The 18,635-nt window shown below is 61.8% G+C and carries 14 protein-coding genes; 3 read left to right on the top strand and 11 right to left on the bottom strand.

The window, feature by feature from the left end; all coding sequences use genetic code 11:
- Positions 1-3: 3 nt before the first annotated feature.
- The 4 genes from K349_RS0101730 to K349_RS0101745 all read right to left on the bottom strand — a co-directional run bounded on the left by K349_RS0101730 (position 4) and on the right by K349_RS0101745 (position 4,518).
- Positions 4-1,356, bottom strand: a complete 1,353-nt coding sequence (locus K349_RS0101730; RefSeq protein WP_026368175.1) for an MmgE/PrpD family protein — start codon at positions 1,354-1,356, stop codon at positions 4-6.
- A gap of 37 nt (positions 1,357-1,393) precedes the next feature.
- Positions 1,394-2,899: a tripartite tricarboxylate transporter permease gene (locus K349_RS0101735; RefSeq protein ID WP_026368176.1), complete on the bottom strand. Its 1,506-nt coding sequence runs from the start codon at positions 2,897-2,899 to the stop codon at positions 1,394-1,396.
- A gap of 21 nt (positions 2,900-2,920) precedes the next feature.
- A complete protein-coding gene (locus tag K349_RS0101740) occupies positions 2,921-3,418 on the bottom strand; it encodes a tripartite tricarboxylate transporter TctB family protein (protein WP_211240310.1) in 498 nt (165 codons plus the stop codon).
- A gap of 131 nt (positions 3,419-3,549) precedes the next feature.
- Positions 3,550-4,518: a tripartite tricarboxylate transporter substrate binding protein gene (locus K349_RS0101745; protein WP_026368178.1), complete on the bottom strand. Its 969-nt coding sequence runs from the start codon at positions 4,516-4,518 to the stop codon at positions 3,550-3,552.
- 538 nt (positions 4,519-5,056) lie between these two features.
- Between K349_RS0101745 and K349_RS0101750 the strand changes: the two genes are divergently transcribed.
- Positions 5,057-5,773: a GntR family transcriptional regulator gene (locus K349_RS0101750; protein ID WP_026368179.1), complete on the top strand. Its 717-nt coding sequence runs from the start codon at positions 5,057-5,059 to the stop codon at positions 5,771-5,773.
- Positions 5,774-5,867: 94 nt separating this feature from the next.
- On the opposite strand, the gene K349_RS0101755 is transcribed toward K349_RS0101750, so the two are convergent.
- The 7 genes from K349_RS0101755 to K349_RS16040 all read right to left on the bottom strand — a co-directional run bounded on the left by K349_RS0101755 (position 5,868) and on the right by K349_RS16040 (position 15,736).
- Complete coding sequence (locus K349_RS0101755; RefSeq protein WP_026368180.1) at positions 5,868-7,313, bottom strand: purple acid phosphatase family protein; 1,446 nt, start codon at positions 7,311-7,313, stop codon at positions 5,868-5,870.
- A gap of 224 nt (positions 7,314-7,537) precedes the next feature.
- Positions 7,538-10,768: a carbamoyl-phosphate synthase large subunit gene (gene carB, locus K349_RS0101760; RefSeq protein WP_026368181.1), complete on the bottom strand. Its 3,231-nt coding sequence runs from the start codon at positions 10,766-10,768 to the stop codon at positions 7,538-7,540.
- Positions 10,758-11,819 carry a carbamoyl phosphate synthase small subunit gene (locus K349_RS0101765; protein WP_026368182.1) on the bottom strand — a complete coding sequence of 354 codons (1,062 nt, stop codon included), beginning with the start codon at positions 11,817-11,819 and terminating at the stop codon, positions 10,758-10,760. The genes carB and K349_RS0101765 overlap by 11 nt, the downstream gene beginning before the upstream one ends.
- A 397-nt stretch (positions 11,820-12,216) precedes the next feature.
- On the bottom strand, positions 12,217-13,092 hold the full coding sequence (locus K349_RS0101775; protein WP_245588010.1) for a metal ABC transporter permease: 876 nt from the start codon (positions 13,090-13,092) through the stop codon (positions 12,217-12,219).
- Positions 13,037-13,885, bottom strand: a complete 849-nt coding sequence (locus K349_RS0101780; RefSeq protein WP_026368184.1) for a metal ABC transporter ATP-binding protein — start codon at positions 13,883-13,885, stop codon at positions 13,037-13,039. Before K349_RS0101780 ends, K349_RS0101775 begins: the two co-directional genes overlap by 56 nt.
- Complete coding sequence (locus K349_RS0101785; RefSeq protein WP_026368185.1) at positions 13,876-14,952, bottom strand: metal ABC transporter solute-binding protein, Zn/Mn family; 1,077 nt, start codon at positions 14,950-14,952, stop codon at positions 13,876-13,878. Before K349_RS0101785 ends, K349_RS0101780 begins: the two co-directional genes overlap by 10 nt.
- A gap of 235 nt (positions 14,953-15,187) precedes the next feature.
- Positions 15,188-15,736 carry a Fur family transcriptional regulator gene (locus K349_RS16040; protein WP_026368186.1) on the bottom strand — a complete coding sequence of 183 codons (549 nt, stop codon included), beginning with the start codon at positions 15,734-15,736 and terminating at the stop codon, positions 15,188-15,190.
- Positions 15,737-15,938: 202 nt separating this feature from the next.
- Here K349_RS16040 and K349_RS16045 point away from each other — a divergent pair, with 202 nt between their 5' ends.
- The gene (locus K349_RS16045; RefSeq protein ID WP_026368187.1) at positions 15,939-16,769 is read left to right on the top strand and encodes a GntR family transcriptional regulator; all 831 of its coding nucleotides are present in this window, start codon (positions 15,939-15,941) and stop codon (positions 16,767-16,769) included.
- Positions 16,762-18,207, top strand: a complete 1,446-nt coding sequence (locus K349_RS0101800) for an FAD-binding oxidoreductase (protein WP_026368188.1) — start codon at positions 16,762-16,764, stop codon at positions 18,205-18,207. The genes K349_RS16045 and K349_RS0101800 overlap by 8 nt, the downstream gene beginning before the upstream one ends.
- Positions 18,208-18,635: the final 428 nt, after the last annotated feature.

Here is an 18,635-nt window from a genome sequence, read left to right on the forward strand (position 1 = left end):
CCGTTAGATGGTCGGAACGCTTTTCAGCGCCTCCAGTTTTCTCAGATCCTGAAGCAGCGCTTCCGCCCTGATGTCGCCGAGGACGGGACCGACGAGACCGCGGAATTTCGCGTCGATCTGCGAGGGCGTCATGGGGTTCGCAACGCTCCCCGAGGCGTCCAGCACGACTTTCTCGAAGCGGGTTCCGTCGTCGAGATTCACTTCGAGAGAACAACCCCACTTCTCGGGATACCGCGAGGTAAACTCCGGACTCTCCGCATAATCCACCCTTTCGGAAAGTGCCCGGACCTTCGGGTCTCGAATGCGATCCATGGAAAACTGTTTCTGCCCCGCCGAGCCGTCCAGGTAAGCAACGGCCACGCCGAAACGCATGCAGAACTTGGCCTCGCTCACGTTCTTCGGATATAAAATGGTGCCGCACTGCTTGACACCCACTTCGTAGGATTTGATCCGGATTCTCTCGATCCGGTCGGCCATCTCCGGACACTCCGCCCGGACCTGCAGGATCGCGTCGAGGGCGGGATGCATGCTGCGACAGCAGGAATAGGGTTTCCTGTCCACCTTCAGGATCTCGAAGAGTTCCCCGAGATTCCGGGACACTTCATCGAGGGAATAGGAGCCGGAAGTGGCGGGAAACAATCCTCCGTCCTCCGCGTCGAGGATGTGTTCCGGGCCGGTCATGCCCGCCTTTGCGAGAAAGGCCGCCACGACGCCGTTCTCCGCCGCACGTCCCGTGTGCATCTTCTTCGACGTGGAGCCGTCGGCGAGAAAGGCCCAGAGTCCCGAAGACTGTGTTCCCGCCATGCCGAAGGCATAAAGAGTCCTCTCCACGTCCAGCCCGAGCAGTTTCGCCGCCGCCGCCGCGGCACCGAACGTCCCCGCCGTGCCAGACACGTGCCATCCCCGAAGGCGATGGTCCGCTACCCCAAATCCCTTTCCTATCCGTGCCATGGTCTCGTATCCGGCAACCACAGCTTCGAGCACCCGCGCTCCCGATGCTCCGGTCACCTCGGCGACGGACCAAACCGCGGGAAGCACCACGGCACCAATGTGGGTTTTCGATTTCGTGTGTACGTCGTCCAGCTCCAGAGCGTGTCCCATGAGCCCGTTGAGAAACGCCGCCTGAAAGAGCGACGTGACCTTTCCGCTTCCCCAAACGGAGGCGTTCGCGTCGGCGCGTCCCGAAAGAGTCAAAAACGTTTCGAGAACGGACGGGACTTCCTCATAAGTCACTCCGCCCACGGCGGCGCCGATGGAATCGATGGCACAGACTTTCGCGGCATCGACGACTTCGACGGGGAGATCCTCGATGCGAAGAGCACTGACATACGTTGCAAGTTCGGCCAACTGATGCATGGACACGGTTCTTCCCTCCTCGCTTTTTGTGCGGTTCTTATGCAGCGGCCTGTCGGTTGCCGCGCAGAATTCTTCTGATGACCGGCAGGGCCAGGAACACCGCACAGGCCAAGAGAAGCCCCGCCGTGATGGGACGCGAGAGCATGGCCCAGTAGTCTCCTCCGGCGATCATGACACCCCGGCGCAGATTGTTCTCGCAGATGTCGCCCAGGACGAGCCCGAGGGTGAGAGCCGCCGGCGAATAGTGGAATTCCGCCATCAGGTATCCTCCGAGTCCCGCGACGACCATGGTCAGCACGTCCGTGAGATTGTTCTGGGTGGCGAAACTGCCCACGGAGGCGAAGAGGATGATCAGGGGGCCGAGAAAGTGGTAGGGGATATCCATGAGCTTGGCGAAGGCAAGGGCGACGCCGAATGCGACGAAGATCATGAGGATGTTCGTGACGACCATGGAGACGAACACGCCGGAAAGGTAAACGGGTTGCGTCTTCAGAAGCATGGGCCCCACCTGCACGCCCTGGAGCATCAGGGCGGCCACCATCACCGCCGCCGCGTTGCCTCCAGGAATTCCGAGGGACAGGAGGGGCACCATGGACCCCCCCGTTGCGGCGTTGTTAGAGGTCTCGCTGGCGGAAAGGCCGTGAAGCGATCCCTTGCCGAATTCCTCCGGATGTTTGGTAAACTTCATCTCCATGCTGTAGCCGAGGAAAGAGGAAATCGTGGCCCCCGCTCCCGGAAGGATACCGACAATGGTTCCCAGGATGGAGCAGCGAAGCATGGTCATCTTGAGATCCCACCATTCCCGGAGAGACAGCCATTTTCTCGATCTCTTGAAATCGATGATTTTGTCGGACTTGATTCGCGTCGGGCGGATTACCTGCTTGAGCACTTCCGACACGGCGAACATACCGATCATGACGGGAATCATGGGAATACCGCCAAGCAGGTAGGAGAATCCGAAGGTCAGACGAGGGACGCCTTCCACGGGATCCATGGCCATGGTAGCGATGAAGAGTCCCAGCAGCCCGGAGATGAGCGTCTTGACCATGCGATCCTCGTCCATGCTGGTGAGAACACTCAGGCCGAGGCACGCCACGGCGAAGAGCTCGGAGGGGCCGAAACGGAGCCCCAGCTCGGAAAGCTGGCGGGATACCAAAAGCATTGCCAGCGCCGACACAATGCCCCCCACTGCGGAGGAGACCAGTACAACGAGCATGGCCCGCCCGCTTTCACCCCTGACCGCCAGGGGGTAGCCGTCAAAGGTTGTCACTGCGCTGGCGGGTGTGCCAGGAATCTTGAAGAGAATGGCCGGAATGCCACCCCCCGTGATGGCCGCGCAGTAGACTGCGGAGAGGAAGGCGATGGAACCCACCGGATCGAGCTTGAACGTGAAGGGAACCATGAGGGCGACGGCCATGCTGGCGCTGACCCCGGGAAGGGCCCCGAAGATCACGCCGAGGAGGTTGCCGATGAGGATGAAGAACAGTGTCAACGGCGTGAAGACGACATCGATGCCGAGACGGAGAAGATCGAACGTATCCATATCTCTTGCCCCTTTCGTGCTCTAGAACAGGCCTTCCAGAAAGATGCTGAACTCCCGGAACACGCCCGTGCCCCGGGGCAGCAGCACCTGAAGGAGGATCTGGAAGATGACGTAGATGGCGACGGAGCTGCAGAGGGCACCCAGAACGAGGTGGGAGATCTTTCTCAGTCCGATCAGTGCGGAAAAGGCCATGACGAAAAGAAAGGTGCTCGGAAGAAAGCCGAGATACTCCAGAATGATCGAGTAGGCCACGAGAATCACGAATGCGACGATGAACCTGGGAGGAAACAGTTCTCTCCATCTCTTTGCTTCGGCGCCGGCGCTCTTCTTCGATTCCCGCAACAACTTGACGATATTGATCGACAACGCGATCACGAGACCGATCAGAATCAGGCGAGGCCAGTCCGCGGCACTCATGATGCCCGGCATGGACGACGGAGGTGTCGTCGCCCCGACGAACCAGTAACAGAAGATGGAGAACGCCAGGATTGCAACGTTCAGGATCAGCTCCACACTCACAAGACCGCCCCCTCCGAAAAACTCTCCCTGCCTCCATGCGGCAGGGAGAGTCCGTTTCATTTCCAGAAAAATCCTCGAATTCTCCCAGGCCCGGTAATTGCTTCCGAAGACCGGTCGTTTCAGTGTCTCACCTACAGTCCCAACTCCTTGAAGGCGTTGCTGAAGAAAGCGATGTCCTCTTCCCATTTCTTCTGGAGCTCCGCAGACCCCATCCAGCCGGGGCGCTGGTCGAGCATCCGGTCCTTCATCCATTTCTGGAAGCTTTCGCTCTCGTAGGCCTTCTTAACAGCCTCCTCGAGTTTCGCGACGATCTCAGGGGGCGTTCCCTTTATCGTGGCAAGACCGCGCCAGGGGCCGATCGTGATATTGATACCTTTCTCGTAGGACGTGGGCGTGTCGGGGAATGCCGCGAGCCTCTGGTCCGTGGCGACGAGCAGAGCGTTCATCTCGCCGGCCTTCACGAGCTCGATGCTGTTCGCCGGATCATCGTTGGCGAGATCCACATGACCTCCCAGCAGGGCGGATTTCGCCTCGGCGCCGCCGCCGAAGGGAACGAAATTCAGCTCGATCCCCGCAGCCTTGGCGATCATCTTCATGGACACCGCATCGATACCCTTGGGGCTCAATCCCGCTACCGTGACCTTGCCGGGGTTCGCCTTCGCGAATTCCACCATTTCATCCCACGTCTTGAACCGCCCCTTGGCACCTGCCGTGACGAGCACCGAATCCTGAACGAGACGTGCTACGGGAACAAAATTCTTTGTCAGGGAAATCGAAGAAAGATTCTGGATTTCCGCAAGAATGTGGGTCGGCGTGTGACAGAACAGGGTGTACCCATCCGCAGGCTGCTTGGCCGCAAATTCCATTCCCTTGAGACCGCCGCTCCCCTCGGCGTTGATGACCACCACGGGAACACCCAGGACTTTCTCTAGCTCCGGAGCGAGGGCTCTCATGGTCGTGTCCGTCCCACTACCCGGACCAAAGGGCACGACAATATCGATCCCTCTCGCTGGAAATTCCTTCGCTTCTCCCACCAAAGGAAGAAACACCAACATGAACAATGCCAACAGAACCGCAACTCCCCCGAACAACCGCTTCATAAATGCACTCCTCCTTCGCCTTGGCGTTTGTGTCGAGCCAATCTCGACACATACACGCTTTCCGAAAAAAAACAGCATTCGCTTCGCCACCACCCTTACCCCTTGTGCCAAAATCGAACATCATGTATCTTAGATCTAAGATACCGGACATTATAGACAACTCCTTCTCTCGTGTAAAGAGGCAGCGGATAGGGATACATTTCACTATTGATTCGTCCTTCTTCTTTTGTTATTCTGAAAATCTATTCTCCAAAAGCACAACAGGGGCCACCGCCTGCCCGCGACACATGCCAACTTGACATTGGAGACAAATTTCCTGAAAAATCATTTCTTGTTTTATAAAAACCTAAACGCAACTATCTGTATTAACTAAAATTATTAATATTAAAAATTTCCGCTGATTGTACTTTGCACCAACCAACTTTCACGGGAACAGCGCATCATAACGACCTGTCAACAACTTCTTTCTACAATGAACAAGAAATACCAGCGCTTAACCGAACTGCCTGTTATGCATAAAAGAGCGGGAGTGAAGCCGATGGAGGCCTTTCTGAAGAACACCGTTCCGGTCATGGAATTCAAACCTTTTCGGGAAACTATTTACGAGTACCTGCGTCAACAGATCTTGAGTGGGAACCTTCGGGCGGGAATTCTCTTCTCCGACGGAGAAATCGCGGAACTGTTCAAGACAAGCCGAACACCGGTCCGGGAGGCGGTTCAGAAACTCGAGGCGGAGGGACTCGTGGAGCGCCTTCCCATGAAGGGGAACATCGTCAAGGGACTTTCACCCGTGGAAATCGCCCACATCTATTCGATCCGCAAAGCGCTCGAATTACTGGCAATCCGTTACGCAACGCTCCGCATAACTCCCGAGGAGCTTGACACAATGAAAACAATCCTCGATGGCGTGGATACACTCCTCGCGCTCGAGGATACGGACAATCTGGCGGAAAAACTTCTGCAACCCGCCGGAGAGTTCAACAACGTTCTCTTCAACGCCTGTCGCGTACCAAAGCTAATTCAGATGATCTGGCAGCACAGGGAACTGCTCGATCGATATCGGACCATGCGAATCGTCATCTCGAAGCAGCTTGGAGAGCGTTTTGTCACCCGACGCAGGGTGTACAGAGCCTTTCTGGAAAAGGACATGGAAAAGGCCGTGGCAGCATGGGAAGAACACCTTGAGACATCCTTCCATATTTGGCTTGAGTCCTCCGGTCTTGACGCGGAAAAAGCACGAGGGGAATATCTCTAGCTCCGCGACGTCAGGACAGACGAAGGGCCTCCCCGTACGGGGAGGCCCTTCGTCTGTCCTGACGTCTTCGAGACGACAAGCATTCTTCCTTTCGTCATTTCAACGGAGCGATCACGAAGGAGTCGAACACCTCGCCCACCTTGACTGCTCCGTCTCCATCCTCGCTGGCCCGAACAGCCTCCGCGGACATGCCTTCGGAAGTGACGGAAACCACCAGAACGGAACGATGCTGATTCTGCTCCACGATGGGGGCGTTTCCGCTGAAATGGAGGGGATCGTCCTCGCCTCTGTAGTTGTTGCCGATCGTGGCGGCCTCGATGTAGTTGACGCCGTTGATGAGGTAGCGCTCGTAGACGTGGGAATGACCGAAGTTCACGGCGTTGACGCCGTATTTTTCGTACAGGGGACGCAGTACGTTCCAACAGTGGTCACCAAGGGGATACATGGCCACGTCGGGGCTTACGGGGTAGATCACCGGGCGGGACATGGGCACCCATACTTCCGCACCCCGGTTCAGCATGTGCCAGTGCTGCACGACCCAGGTGAAACGACTCGTCTTGTTCTTCAAGTCCTCCTCCAGCCACCGGACCTGCGGGCTTTCAGGTGAGATATCGTCGAAGAGGATCCAGCCGGGCGCTTCAAAACCGCTCCAGGGGTGCCAGCGGAAGAGGGACAGAGAGACGATGTGGAGATCGCCGTAGTCCGCGGAGTACCAGTGCGTTCCGCCCTGTCCGTGCTCCTGGTCCGGATAGAGCGGGCGAAAAAGCTGCATGTAGATGGAGAGCGTCTTCTTCGACGAATCCTGGGCAAGCTGCTTGTCGGTCCAGATGCGCTGGTCGTCCGCCTCGTGGTTGCCCGGACAAGGGAAGATAGGTATGTACTGGAGCAGCTTCGCTCCGTTCGCCGTCTGCTGCATGGCGGTGAACCACTCTCTCCCTTTTTCCTCGGGAGCGATGAAACTCCCCTCCACGGGAAACCACTCTGCGGCCTTCCAGGGAGTGTTCTGGAAATCTCCGGCATAGAGGATGAAATCCGCGTTCTGCCTGCCCGCCATGCTCACCGTCTCGAGAATCTGTTTCTTCTGCTGCAGGTCGGAAAGCAGGATGAACCTGAAGGGGCTCCCTCCCGCAACGGGTGCCGTTCTGAAGGAGTAGACGGGGCCTTCCGTTGTCTTTCCTCCCTCTACGACCACGGTCCGGTAGCGGTATTCCGTTCCCGGCTTCAGCCCCTTGAGCGTCGCGATGCGCTGAAAGACCTTGAGTTCAGGATTCTTTTCCGGCTCCGGATCATACCCGTCGGGTTTTGCGGACGTGCGCAACCCCTTCACTTCATAGACTCTCGCCTCCGCTTTTCGCCCAAGGGTCTCCGTCTCTCCGAATTCAACCCACGCGCCCTCGCCCGCCTCGGCGAGAAGCCAGCACACGTTCATCTCCGTCGAGGGAGTCAGGGAGACGAGATAGGGTTCCGTGTAGGCTCTCGCCGCAAAAGCCGGCAACCCGCTGCCGACGACGAAAAGCAACGCCAGAAAAAACTTTCGCATGGTCGTGCCTCCTTGTAGTGAACTGGAATGACACGAGCATACGCCGGAGAACTCAAGGACATGTGCCGATTTCCTTTCATTTGAGTCACATGAGAAAAACGAAAGTATTTACTCAGCAAAAGACAGACGTTTCCGCCGACACTCTTTCGCAAATGTGTCGCCCCGACCGCATCTTTCTCTCCACCACACAAGAGCGCCGAATTTTCGCGAACGTTCCGGTTCAGCTATTTCCCTCCGCCCCAGGAGGCCTTGGCGTAACACTGCAACGCCAGAAGGACCGCCGAGGCGGTCTCCAGGGAGTGGAAGCAGGGAAGCCCCTCCTCGATGGCGGCGCGACGGATGGCCATGCCGTCCTTGACCATGCCCACCCGGAGGCCAGGAACGTTGACGAGGAGCTGCCACCGCTTGCGGCGGATCTCCGCGAGCAGCGCCTCGCCCTTGGGAACGGTCTCCACGGGAAGCCCCCACCGCGCCAGGTGCGCCGCGGTGCCCGGCGTGGCCTCCACGGTCCATCCCTGAGCCAGAAGAGTCGTGGCAAGGGCGCAGACATCGCCCTTGCGGTCGTCCCGCACGGAGAGAAGCGCCCGCCCCGGGGCGTCGAGGGCAATTCCCGCGCCCCGGAGTCCCTCCCAGAGCGCCTCCGCCACGGTGTCCGCCACGCCGAGGGCCTCACCCGTGGACTGCATGCGCGGCCCAAGCCGGGCGTCCACCCCTGGAAGCTTCTCCGTCGAAAAAACCGGCACCTTCACGCCGTAGGGACCTCTGTAGACAAACAATCCCAACTGCGGCACCATGTCCACGAGGCGCTCGCCGAGGGCGATGCGCACCGCGAGGTCCACCAGGGGAATTCCCGTGAGCTTGCAGACGATGGGCACGGTGCGGCTGGCCCTTGGATTGGCCTCGATGACCGTGAGCGCCCCGTCGTGGAGGACGAACTGCACGTTCAGAAGCCCCCTCACGCCGAGGGCGCCTCCGAGCTTGCGTACCACGTCGAGAATCTCCCGGCGGTGGCGCTCCGTGAGGGAAAGGTCGGGAAAGATCGCCAGGGAATCGCCGGAGTGAATTCCCGCGGGATCGAGATGTTCGAAGACGCCGGGCACGAGCACGTCCTCCCCGTCGCAGAGGGCGTCCACCTCGAATTCCTTTCCCGGCAGAAAGCGATCCAGCAGCACGTTCTGCCCCTCTCCCACGGCGAAGGCTTCCTCAAGAACCTCCAGGAGCTCCTCCTCGCCGGTGACCACCCGCATGGCCACACCGCCGAGAACGAAGCTGGGGCGCACCATGAGAGGATAGCCGAGCTTGCGCGCCTGCTTCACCGCGTCCTCCACGTTCCGCGCCGCGCCGCCCTCCGGCTGCGAGATGCCGAGGCGAGCCACGAGGGCGGAAAAGCGCCCCCGGTCCTCCGCAGCATCCACCGCGTCCTGTCCCGTTCCGAGGAGGCGCACTCCCCGGGCGGCGAGTTGCTGTCCGAGCCCCAGGGAGGTCTGTCCGCCGAACCCCGAGAAGATGCCGAAGACGTTTTCCCGGCGGAGCACCGCGAGAACGTCCTCCTCCGCAAGGGGCTCCACGTAGAGAGCATCGGAGATGTCGAAATCGGTGCTCACCGTCTCGGGGTTGTTGTTCACCATGATCGACCGCACACCCCGCCGCCGCAAAGCCTCCACGGCCTTGACGCAGCAGTAGTCGAACTCCACCCCCTGGGCGATGCGGATCGGACCGGAGCCGAGCACTGCCACGGCAGGGGCGCCCGCCGCAGGGCATTCCTCGCCCGCGGCACCCCAGACGCCGTAGAAATAGCCCGACCCGGCGGGCACTTCCCCGGCGCAGCCATCCACCTCGCGGAACCCCGGCGCGAGGCCGAGCGCCTCCCGGGCGGCCTCCACCTCCGCCACAGTGCGCTCCACCACTGCGGCAATGGCCTTGTCGGAGAAGCCCAACACTTTGGCCACCTTGAGCGCTTCCGCCGAAAGCCCCTCCCTGCGGAGGCGCTCCTCCGCGGCGACGATCCGGGCCATCTCCGACACGAACCAGGGGGCGATCCAGGAACGGCGGGCGATCTCCTCCGCGCTCACTCCCCGGCGCAGCAGCGTGAAGATGGCCTCGATGCGCCGGTGTGTGGGAGCGAGCACGGCTCTCCAGAGATCCTCCTCCTTCAGATCCGCAAGGCGGGGATCGAAGAGCGGCTCCGTACCGGTGGAACGGTAGGCCTTGAGCAGTGCCTGGGGAAAGGAAAGTCCGAGGGCGAGAACCTCCCCCGTGGCCTTCATCCGGGTTCCCAGCACGGGATCCGCCTGGGGAAACGCGTCGAAGGGCCACCGGGGCAACTTCACCGCCACATAGTCCAGAGCAGGCTCGGAAAGAGCGCTGCCGACGCCGGTGACGGGATTGGGCATCTCCGTGAGGGTACGCCCAAGGGCAATTTTGGCGGCGATGCGTGCGATGGGATATCCCGTGGCCTTGCTTGCCAGGGCGCTGGAACGGCTGGCCCTGGGGTTTACCTCGATGACGGCGTAATCATCCCCGTCCGGAGAGACCGCGAGCTGCACGTTGCAGGCCCCTCGCACGTCCAGAGCCTCCACGATGCGGAGCGACGCGGAGCGGAGGCGCTGCCACTGGCAGTCCGTGAGCGTGAGCACCGGCGAGACCACCACGGAATCTCCCGTGTGGACGCCCATGGGATCCACGTTCTCCATGCTGCACACGCAGAGGGCGTTGCCGGAAGCGTCCCGGACCACCTCCGCCTCGATCTCCCGCCACCCCTCCAGGTAGCGCTCCACCAGGACGCGCCTCACCGGAGAGGCCCGAAGTCCCGCCTCGACGCAGGCATCAAGTTCCGCGGCGGAGCGGGCCACGCCGCTCCCCGTGCCGCCCAGGGTGAAATCGGGTCGCACGATGAGTGGAAAAGGAGTCGTCGCGGCAAAGACTCTCGCGGCGGCGACATCGGCAACGCAGACACTCGCCACCACGGGCTCCCCGATGTCGAGCATGGTCTGCCGGAAGGCCTCGCGTCCCTCGGCGCGGGCAACGGTTTCCACGGGCGTGCCCAGAACGCGGGTACCGTAGCGCTCCCAGATGCCCCGCTCCGCGCAGGTGACGCAGAGGTTCAGCGCCGTCTGTCCTCCAAGGGTCGCCACCACCCCGTCGGGGCGGTGCACCTGGAGAATCTCCTCCACCACGTCGGGCAGGAGCGGCTTGAGATAGACCACGTCCGCCACGTCCGGATCGGTCTGAATGGTGGCGGGATTGCTGTTCAGGAGGATCACCGTGCACCCTTCCTCCTTGAGCGCCCGGCAGGCCTGGCTGCCCGAGTAGTCGAACTCGGCGGCCTGACCGATGCGGATCGGCCCCGATCCCAGAACGAGAATCTTTCGAGCGCCGGAGGAACGATCCACCACCGGAGACGGTGCTGCGGCGGTGGATCCGGAGCGCGTTCCGAAATCGAGCTCACGCGTCATGGGAGGCCTCCTTGGCGAGATGCTGCAGAAAGGAATCGAAGAGAAACGCCGTGTCCCGGGGACCGGGACACGCCTCGGGGTGGAACTGCACCCCCCAGGCGGGGACGTTCCTGGAGGCAATGCCCTCCACCGTGCCGTCCCCCAGGTGACGGAAGGTGGCGAAAAGGCCCGCCCCGTCGAGGGTCTCCTCCACCACGGCGTAGCCGTGATTCTGACTCGTCACGTACCCGCGGCGGCTCTCCAGGTGCAGCACGGGCTGGTTGGTTCCCCGATGCCCGTAGGGGAGCTTCGCCGTGCGGGCACCGCAGGCCTGGGCGAGAAGCTGCGTGCCCAGGCAGATGCCGAAGAGCGGCACCTTGCCGAGGAGGCGCGTCACCACGGCGGTCTCCTTCCGGAGCACCGCGGGATCCCCCGGGCCGTTGCTCAGCACCACTCCGGCGGGGTTCCAGGCAAGAATCTCCTCCGCGGTGGTCGAGGCGGGAACGCGAATCACCCGGCACCCATGATTCTCGAGGCTCCGGAGGATGTTCCGTTTCACCCCGTAGTCCACGAGGACCACCGTAGGGCCGTCTCCTCCTGTGGCGCTCGTTTCGGAACAGGTCACCGTCCGGACCAGCGAATCCGGAAGGACCTGGAGACGTGGCGCCTCCGGATCCCGGGCCAAACGCCCCATAAGGGTCCCCCGCTCCCGAAGGCGTAACACGAGGTTACGGCAGTCCACTCCCGTCACGAGAGGCACGTTCCATTCGGCAAGCCACTCTCCGAGCTGGCGAACCCCCGGAAGCGGTGTGGACTCCAATCCCTGCACCACCGCCGCGGAAACCCATGGGCGGATTCCCTCAAGGGCATCCGCGTCCACCCCGTAGATCCCCTGGGACGGAAAGGTGAAGACCAGCATCTGTCCGCAATAGGAAGGATCCGAAAGAGACTGGGCATATCCTCCCATGGACGTGGAAAAGACAACTTCCCCGTCCAGCGCCGCCTTCAGGCCGAAGGGCGCGTTTCCGCGCCACCGTGTCCCGTCGGCGAGCGTAAGCCATACCGTTTCCATGCGCCGCACACCTCCATCAGGGCAGAAAAAATGGGGCCGAAACGGCCCCACGGAGCGTACCTCATCCGAGCAACGGAACAGAAAGAACAAGAATCCCTCGCCGGCTACGCATCCGAAAGGAGGCCGTCTGTTGCCACGACCTCACATCTGCGCTCCTTTGCGAAGAAATTCTTGTTCCTTGAATACATCAAAAGCACCTCCGGTTTCTTTCGGCGGACATTATACACAAGGAAACAAACTATGTACAGGGGTGAAAAAAGGCGGCACCCTCTTCGCGATGCCGGTCATCGACGCGCCGGAGAGAACGCGTATCGACGAGAGCAGAGGGTGCCGCGCCGCACGGAACGGGCGGAAATTTCCGAAACGGCGACACAGAAAGCCCTGTGCCGCCGGCGGTTTACCGTCGGAAAAGCCTGCCTCCGGTGTACGCCAGGGCGAAGAAGACGAAGTTCACCATCACGATGGACGCTCCCGCCGGGGCATCGAAGAGATAGGCCGCGAAGATTCCCAGGATCACCGAGGCGACCCCCACGAGAGTAGAAAGCATCAGAGCACTGCGAAATCCCCGGGCGACCTGAAGGGCCGTCACGGCGGGGAAGATGATGAGGCTCGACACCAGAAGCGTTCCCACCACCTTGATCCCGAGGACCACCGTGAAGGCCGTGAGCACCAGCAAAACGCTTTCCACCCGATCCGGACGAATCCCCACGACACGGGCATATTCCGCGTCGAAGGTCACCGCGAGCAGGTCGTGATAGAAGAACACCGCCGCCAGAACGACAACCAGGGAGAGCAGCGATGCGCCCCACACTTCCGCGCTCGTCACGGCAAGGATGTCCCCGAAAAGATAGCTGAAGAGGTCCACGTTGAATCCCCGTCCCATGCTCGCGAGGAAGACGCCCGCGGCCATTCCCGTGGCGGAGACCATGCCCACCGCCGCGTCGCCGAAGACGGCCCGCTCCGAGAGCTTGCGGATCAGAAGGGACGCCACTGCCGCGACGGGCATGGTCACGTAGAGGGGATACACTCCGAGGAGGAGCGCAAGCCCGATGGAGGCGAAGGCCGAGTGGGCCAGGCCGTCGCCGATCATGGAAAAACGCCGCAGAATCAGGAACACGCCGAGAAAGGCGCAGGAAAAGGCCACCACGCTCCCCGCGAGAAGCGCCCGCTGAACGAAGGTGTACTGCAGCGCCTGGACGATCTGGGCGAAAGGTCCGTCAAGCATGGGATTCGTGATGGTGGTGCTGCCTACAAACCAGGTGCTGGAAGGCACCTCCAAGATAGCGGGCCGCTTCCTCGGAGCCGCAGAAATCGCCGAAGGCGCCGAAGAAGACGACCTTGCGGTCCAGATAGAGAATCTTCGAGGCGTACTTCCCGATGGTGGCGCTGTCGTGGCTCACCAGGAGCACCGAGGTGCCGAGCTGCCGGTTCAGACGCTCCACGGTCTGGTAGAACTGTTCCCGTCCGTCGGGGTCCAGGGCGGTGACCGGCTCGTCCAGCACGAGCAGCTCCGGCTCGGAGACGAGAGCGCGGGCCAGAAACACGCGCTGGCGCTGTCCCCCCGAGAGGCGCCCGATGAAGCGCGACCGCAGCGACGACACCCCCACCAGCGCGAGCGCCCGATCCACCGCCTCCTCGTCAGCCTTGGAAAGCCGTTTCGGAAACGTTTTCCGCGCCAAGAGTCCCATGGAGACCACCTCGGCCACCGTGGCGGGGAAACGCTGCAGCGGAAGAGTCGTCATCTGGGGAAGGTAGCCGACGCGGTCCCACCGGGAAAACCCGGACAGGGACTCCCCGAAGAGCCGCACATCACCTTCCGCAAGCTCCACGAGGCCGAGGATCGCCTTGATCAGCGTGGTCTTCCCCGAGCCGTTCGGTCCCACGATGCCCACATACTCCCCGGAAGCAACGTCGAAACACACCCGTTCCAGAACGGTGCTCGTCTGGTAGAGCACCGTCAGGTCACGAACGGAGAGCAGCGGCGAAGAGTCGTCGGAACGGAAATGCCGCGGGAACTCGGCCTTTGCGGAGACCCCGGCGGTCGCCTGCTGGGCTGTCACCGGCATGCCAGTCCTTCCCGAAGCCGGGCCAGGTTGTCCCGCATGATCTGGAGATAGGTGAGCCCCTGCTCACGCTCTTCCCGGGAAAGGTTGTGGGCGCCGTGGAGCAGGAGAAGCCGCGCCCCCGTCTCCGAGGCGATGGCCCGCGCGACCTTCGGATCGATGAGTTCCTCGTGGTAGATCACGGAGGCGCCGGTGCGTTTCATGGTCTCCACCAGCTCCGCCACGGCCCGGGGGGACGGCTCCGCATCGGGGGCGAAGCTCGGATAGGGGGACACGTGTTCGAGCCCGTAGCGACGGGCAAAATAGCCGAAGGCGAAATGGCCGCCGTAGATGATGGTCCTTCGCTCGCAAGCGGAAAGTCCTTCGGTGATCTCTCTGTCGAGGGCCGCAAGCTCCTTCGCATAGCTCTCGGCGTTGTTGCGGTAGCTCTCGGCTCCCGCGGGGTCTTTTGCGGCGAAAGCCTCGGCGATGGTGCGCACCATGATCCGGGCAAGAACGGGATCGAGCCAGATATGGGGGTCCTTGCCATGATGGAGATGATGGTGGTCGGAGGCACCCCCGGCGTGCGCATCCGCGCTCGCTTTCTGGTCGTGCCCGTGGTGCTCCTCCGGCGACGCCGCCGCGTGGCCGGAGGATTCGGCCTCGCCGAAGTGGACATGCTCGTCATGCTCGTCCTCCTCGGCGAGTTCGATGCCGCGGCTCGTGTCCACCACGAGGAGCGCCGGGCTGTCCACGCCCTTCACAAGGTTCTCCGCCCAGGGTTCCATCAATTCCCCCGTATAGAGGAAGATCTCCGCGTTCCCAAGGCGGATCATGTCACCGGGGCGAGGCGCGTAGGTATGCGCCTCCACGCCGGGAGGCAGAAGGAGCGACACCTCGACACGGTCGCCGCCCACCTGACGGGCGAAGTCGTAGAGAGGGAAGATCGTGGCCGTCACCTTGAGTTTCGCCGCCTCCGCGGCGACCGCCCCGGAGGAAAAAGCCGTTCCGGCGACCAGCGCCAAAAGACCCGCCGCCAGAACCGAAAACACATACCCCCTCCACTGCCGTTTTTTCTTCGAGCTTTCCATGTGCTCCTCCTTTTTACACCGCGTATTCCCGCGTAGAGGAAACAGCCTTGATGTTCCCGGAGAACCCGGTCTGGCACGTACCGCTTTCTCCCCGGAAAGACCGATTCCGGAACTCCGCAGGCGCCTTCTCCGACGTAAAACGTCTTCGTTTTTTGATGCGCCTCCCCGATATCACACCCGACCACCGGAGAAATGTGCTCTTTTCCGGCGAGAGCGGCCTTGTAAAATGTACGCGCTACGAGGCCTCCGAGGCATTGTTCCCGCTTTCGGGCTCTTCCCCGGCTCTCCCCCTGCACGCCCTCTTCTCCGCCTGCGACGAAGTGTTCCTCCCCCCCACGGCACAGACGGGGCAAAGACCGTACACTTCGACATGATGTCCCTCGATGACATAGCCGGTCTGGGCGGCGAGGAGTTTTTCAAGCACGTCCAGGCCACAGGCCTCGAACGATTCCGCCCTGCCGCAGGAACGACACACCAGAGCGTGCACATGCCCGGAGGACCATCGCACGTACCGATGCTCTCCGTCGGAGCCGTGCACACACTTGATAAGATTTCTCTTTTCCAGAAGCGCAACCGCACGATAGACCGTGGCCTGACCGATGCCATCCTTCGAGAGGGAGGCCACGATCTCCGCCATGGAAAGCCCTCGAGGTGATGCGGAAAGAAGCTCAACGAGAGCAATGCGTGGCGCAGTGGCCTTCAGGCCGTTCGTGTCGAGGAGATGTCTCGTCTCCTCGCCGGTCGTCTTTTGGATGTGTCCGTACGGCTCCACTGTGTTCGTCATGAATGATATTTTTTCTCATTTTAGAATGCTTGTCAAGACTTTCGCTCCGGCGGACACGCGGCAAGATCCGCGGCGACACCTTTCTTTTGCGCTCTTCCTTGGGAGCGAACGTTCTCCCGGCCTTCACCGCGATACGGGCATCGTTGACGACGATAGAGTATTCAGCGTATACTGCGCATACTTTCATTCCGGAGGCCGATCCATGACGAAACTTGTGCAGCATGTGACCGCAGCGGACCTGGTCTACAGGGAGATCCTCCTGAGAATTACCACTCAGGTCCTCACTGCGGGAGAGCGGCTTCCGGAAGCATCCCTGGCCGCAGAAACGGGCGTGAGCAGGACACCGGTTCGAGAAGCATTGCGTCGCCTGGCACAGGAGGGCGTGGTGGTTCTCGTCCCCGGGGGCGGAGCGTGCCTTGCCGCCCCTTCGTTGAAGGAAATGGCGGACACGATGGAGGTCCGTGTTCACCTGGAACGGCTGGTGATCCGCAAGCTCTCCGGCACCATCACGCCCCTGCAGATCTGCCGTCTCGAAGAAACCATCCAGGAACAGCGTGCCGCCGACCTGGACATTTCCTCCCTCATTCGGCAAGATTGCCTCTTTCATCATCTTTTGGCCGAATCGACGCACAATGAAGCCCTGACGGACTCTCTCGACGCGCTTCTGGCACGAAGCATGGCCTTCCGGATTCTTTTCGCGGGGCGGGAGGACTACGATAACCATCTCATCCTCGAAGAACACACACGCATTCTCGACGCATTGAAACGACGCGACACCGAGCTCGCGGAAAAATATCTCGAATTTCACCTGGATCTGGCCCTCGCCGAGCTCTCCCGTTCCGGCGAATCCACAGGAACGCCTCCGCAAAAGGTCTCTCACGCCGCACAGCGAAGAGGAGCGGATGAAAATCCGGCACATGCGCCCTTTGTGGAGAAGGATCCGGTCTCGCCGAAAAAGCGGCGTTCGTCCCGTTCCACCCCCGCCGGAAAACGCTTCGGAAACCGTGACAAGGAGGCACATTTCCATGGCTGATTTTGCCTATTCTCCCGTCACGCCGGAGGTGGTGGAAGAACTCCGCGCGCTCCTCTCGCCGGGACAAGTGACCACCGACGAGGAGAAGCGGGCCGCCTACTCCCGCGACGAGGTGGCGTCCTGCGCCTGGGACAGACCCTACCTCGCGGAGGTGCTCGTCTTTCCCGAGCGCACCGCTCAGGTGTCGGCGGTGTTGCGCTTCGCCGACGAACGGCGCATTTCCGTCACACCCCGGGGCGCCGGAACAGGGCTCTCCGGCGGGGCCGTTCCCGTCTTCGGGGGCATCGTGCTCTCCCTGGAGCGGATGAACGCCATTCTGGAGGTGGACGTGGACAACCTGTGCATCACCGTGGAGCCCGGGGTGGTCACCTCGGAGATCACCCGCGCCGCGGCGGCGGCGGGACTCCTCTACGCGGGGGACCCCTGCAGCGGCGACGCCTCCTTCATCGGCGGAAACATCGCCGAGAACGCCGGGGGAAACAAGGTCATCAAGTACGGTTCCACGGGGGCAAGTGTCCTGGGCCTAGAAGTGGTCCTCGCCGACGGCTCCGTCACCTGGTTCGGCGGCAAGCAGCGCAAGGACGTGACGGGCTACGACTTCGTGAGGCTCCTGGTGGGCTCCGAGGGAACCCTCGGCGTGGTGACGAAGGCCATCCTGAAACTGGTTCCGCTTCCGGAACGGGTCGTGGACCTTCTGGTTCCCTTTCCCGACGCCGCCTCCGCCGTGGCCGTCGTGCCCCGCATCATGCGGGAAGGAGGCATTCTCCCCTCGTCCGTGGAGTTCATGGACGCTCTTTCGGTCCAACTTGCCGAACGTTTTCTGAACCGTCCGGTTCCGCATTCCGACCGGGCGGGAGCCTATCTCCTCATCCAGATCGAGGGCAACGACCGGGACGCCCTCGCCGACGACTACGAGCGCATCGGCCGGTTCTGCCTGGAGCACGGCGCGCTGGAGGTCTTTGTGGCGGACAACCGGACCATGCGGGACAGGCTCTGGAAGGTCCGGAAGAACCTCACCGAGGCGGCGTGGGCCTTCTTTCCCCCGGAGTACGCCGACGAGGACATCGTGGTCCCCACCAGCGCCATTCCGGAGTTTCTCGACCGTCTCGGGGAGATCTGCGCACGCCACGGCACGGTGTCGCAGACCATGGGACACGTGGGGGACGGCAATCTCCACGCCACCATCTTCTTTTCCGGAGGCACGCCTCCGGACTGGAAACAGCGCCTTGCGGCGCTCCAACGGGAACTCTACCCCATCGTGAAGGCCCTGGGAGGAACGCTCACGGGAGAGCACGGCGTGGGGCTCAAGCGGCGGGAGGACGTGTCCCTCTTTCTCGACGAGGCACAGATGGCGCTCATCCGACGGGTCAAGCTGGCTTTTGACCCGAACAACATCCTCAATCCCGGAAAGATCGTTCCGTGGACGAGTCCACCGTGATCCGGCGAAGGATACAAACCCACCGTCTTCGCGCCGAAACGGAACGGGCAGGCGCGTTCGCCCACACCGCCCGGAGTGTCGTCTCCGGCTATTCCGTGGAAACGATGAAACGAGAGGTGTGCCGCCGGCATAGTCCGAAGAGGACCGATCTTGCCCACCAACTCGGCGGTCATACGTTCGCTCATGGCCCGACCGACGAGCATACGCGAGAAGAGGTCGACGACAACAGCGAGGGCTATCCCTCATCGGTTCGAAGACACGAATGTCACCCACCCGTTTCCGGCGGGGTTCCGAAGCGGCAACGTCCTGCATCAAGAAGAAACGTTCCACAAAGGGAGAGGCAACTATGGCAGATTTTGCGCATGTTCCCATTACACACGATGGGCACGGAGGCCGATGCCGGGGACGCGTCGTAAGAAACCGACTGG

This window comes from Aminiphilus circumscriptus DSM 16581, assembly GCF_000526375.1.
GTDB lineage: Bacteria > Synergistota > Synergistia > Synergistales > Aminiphilaceae > Aminiphilus > Aminiphilus circumscriptus.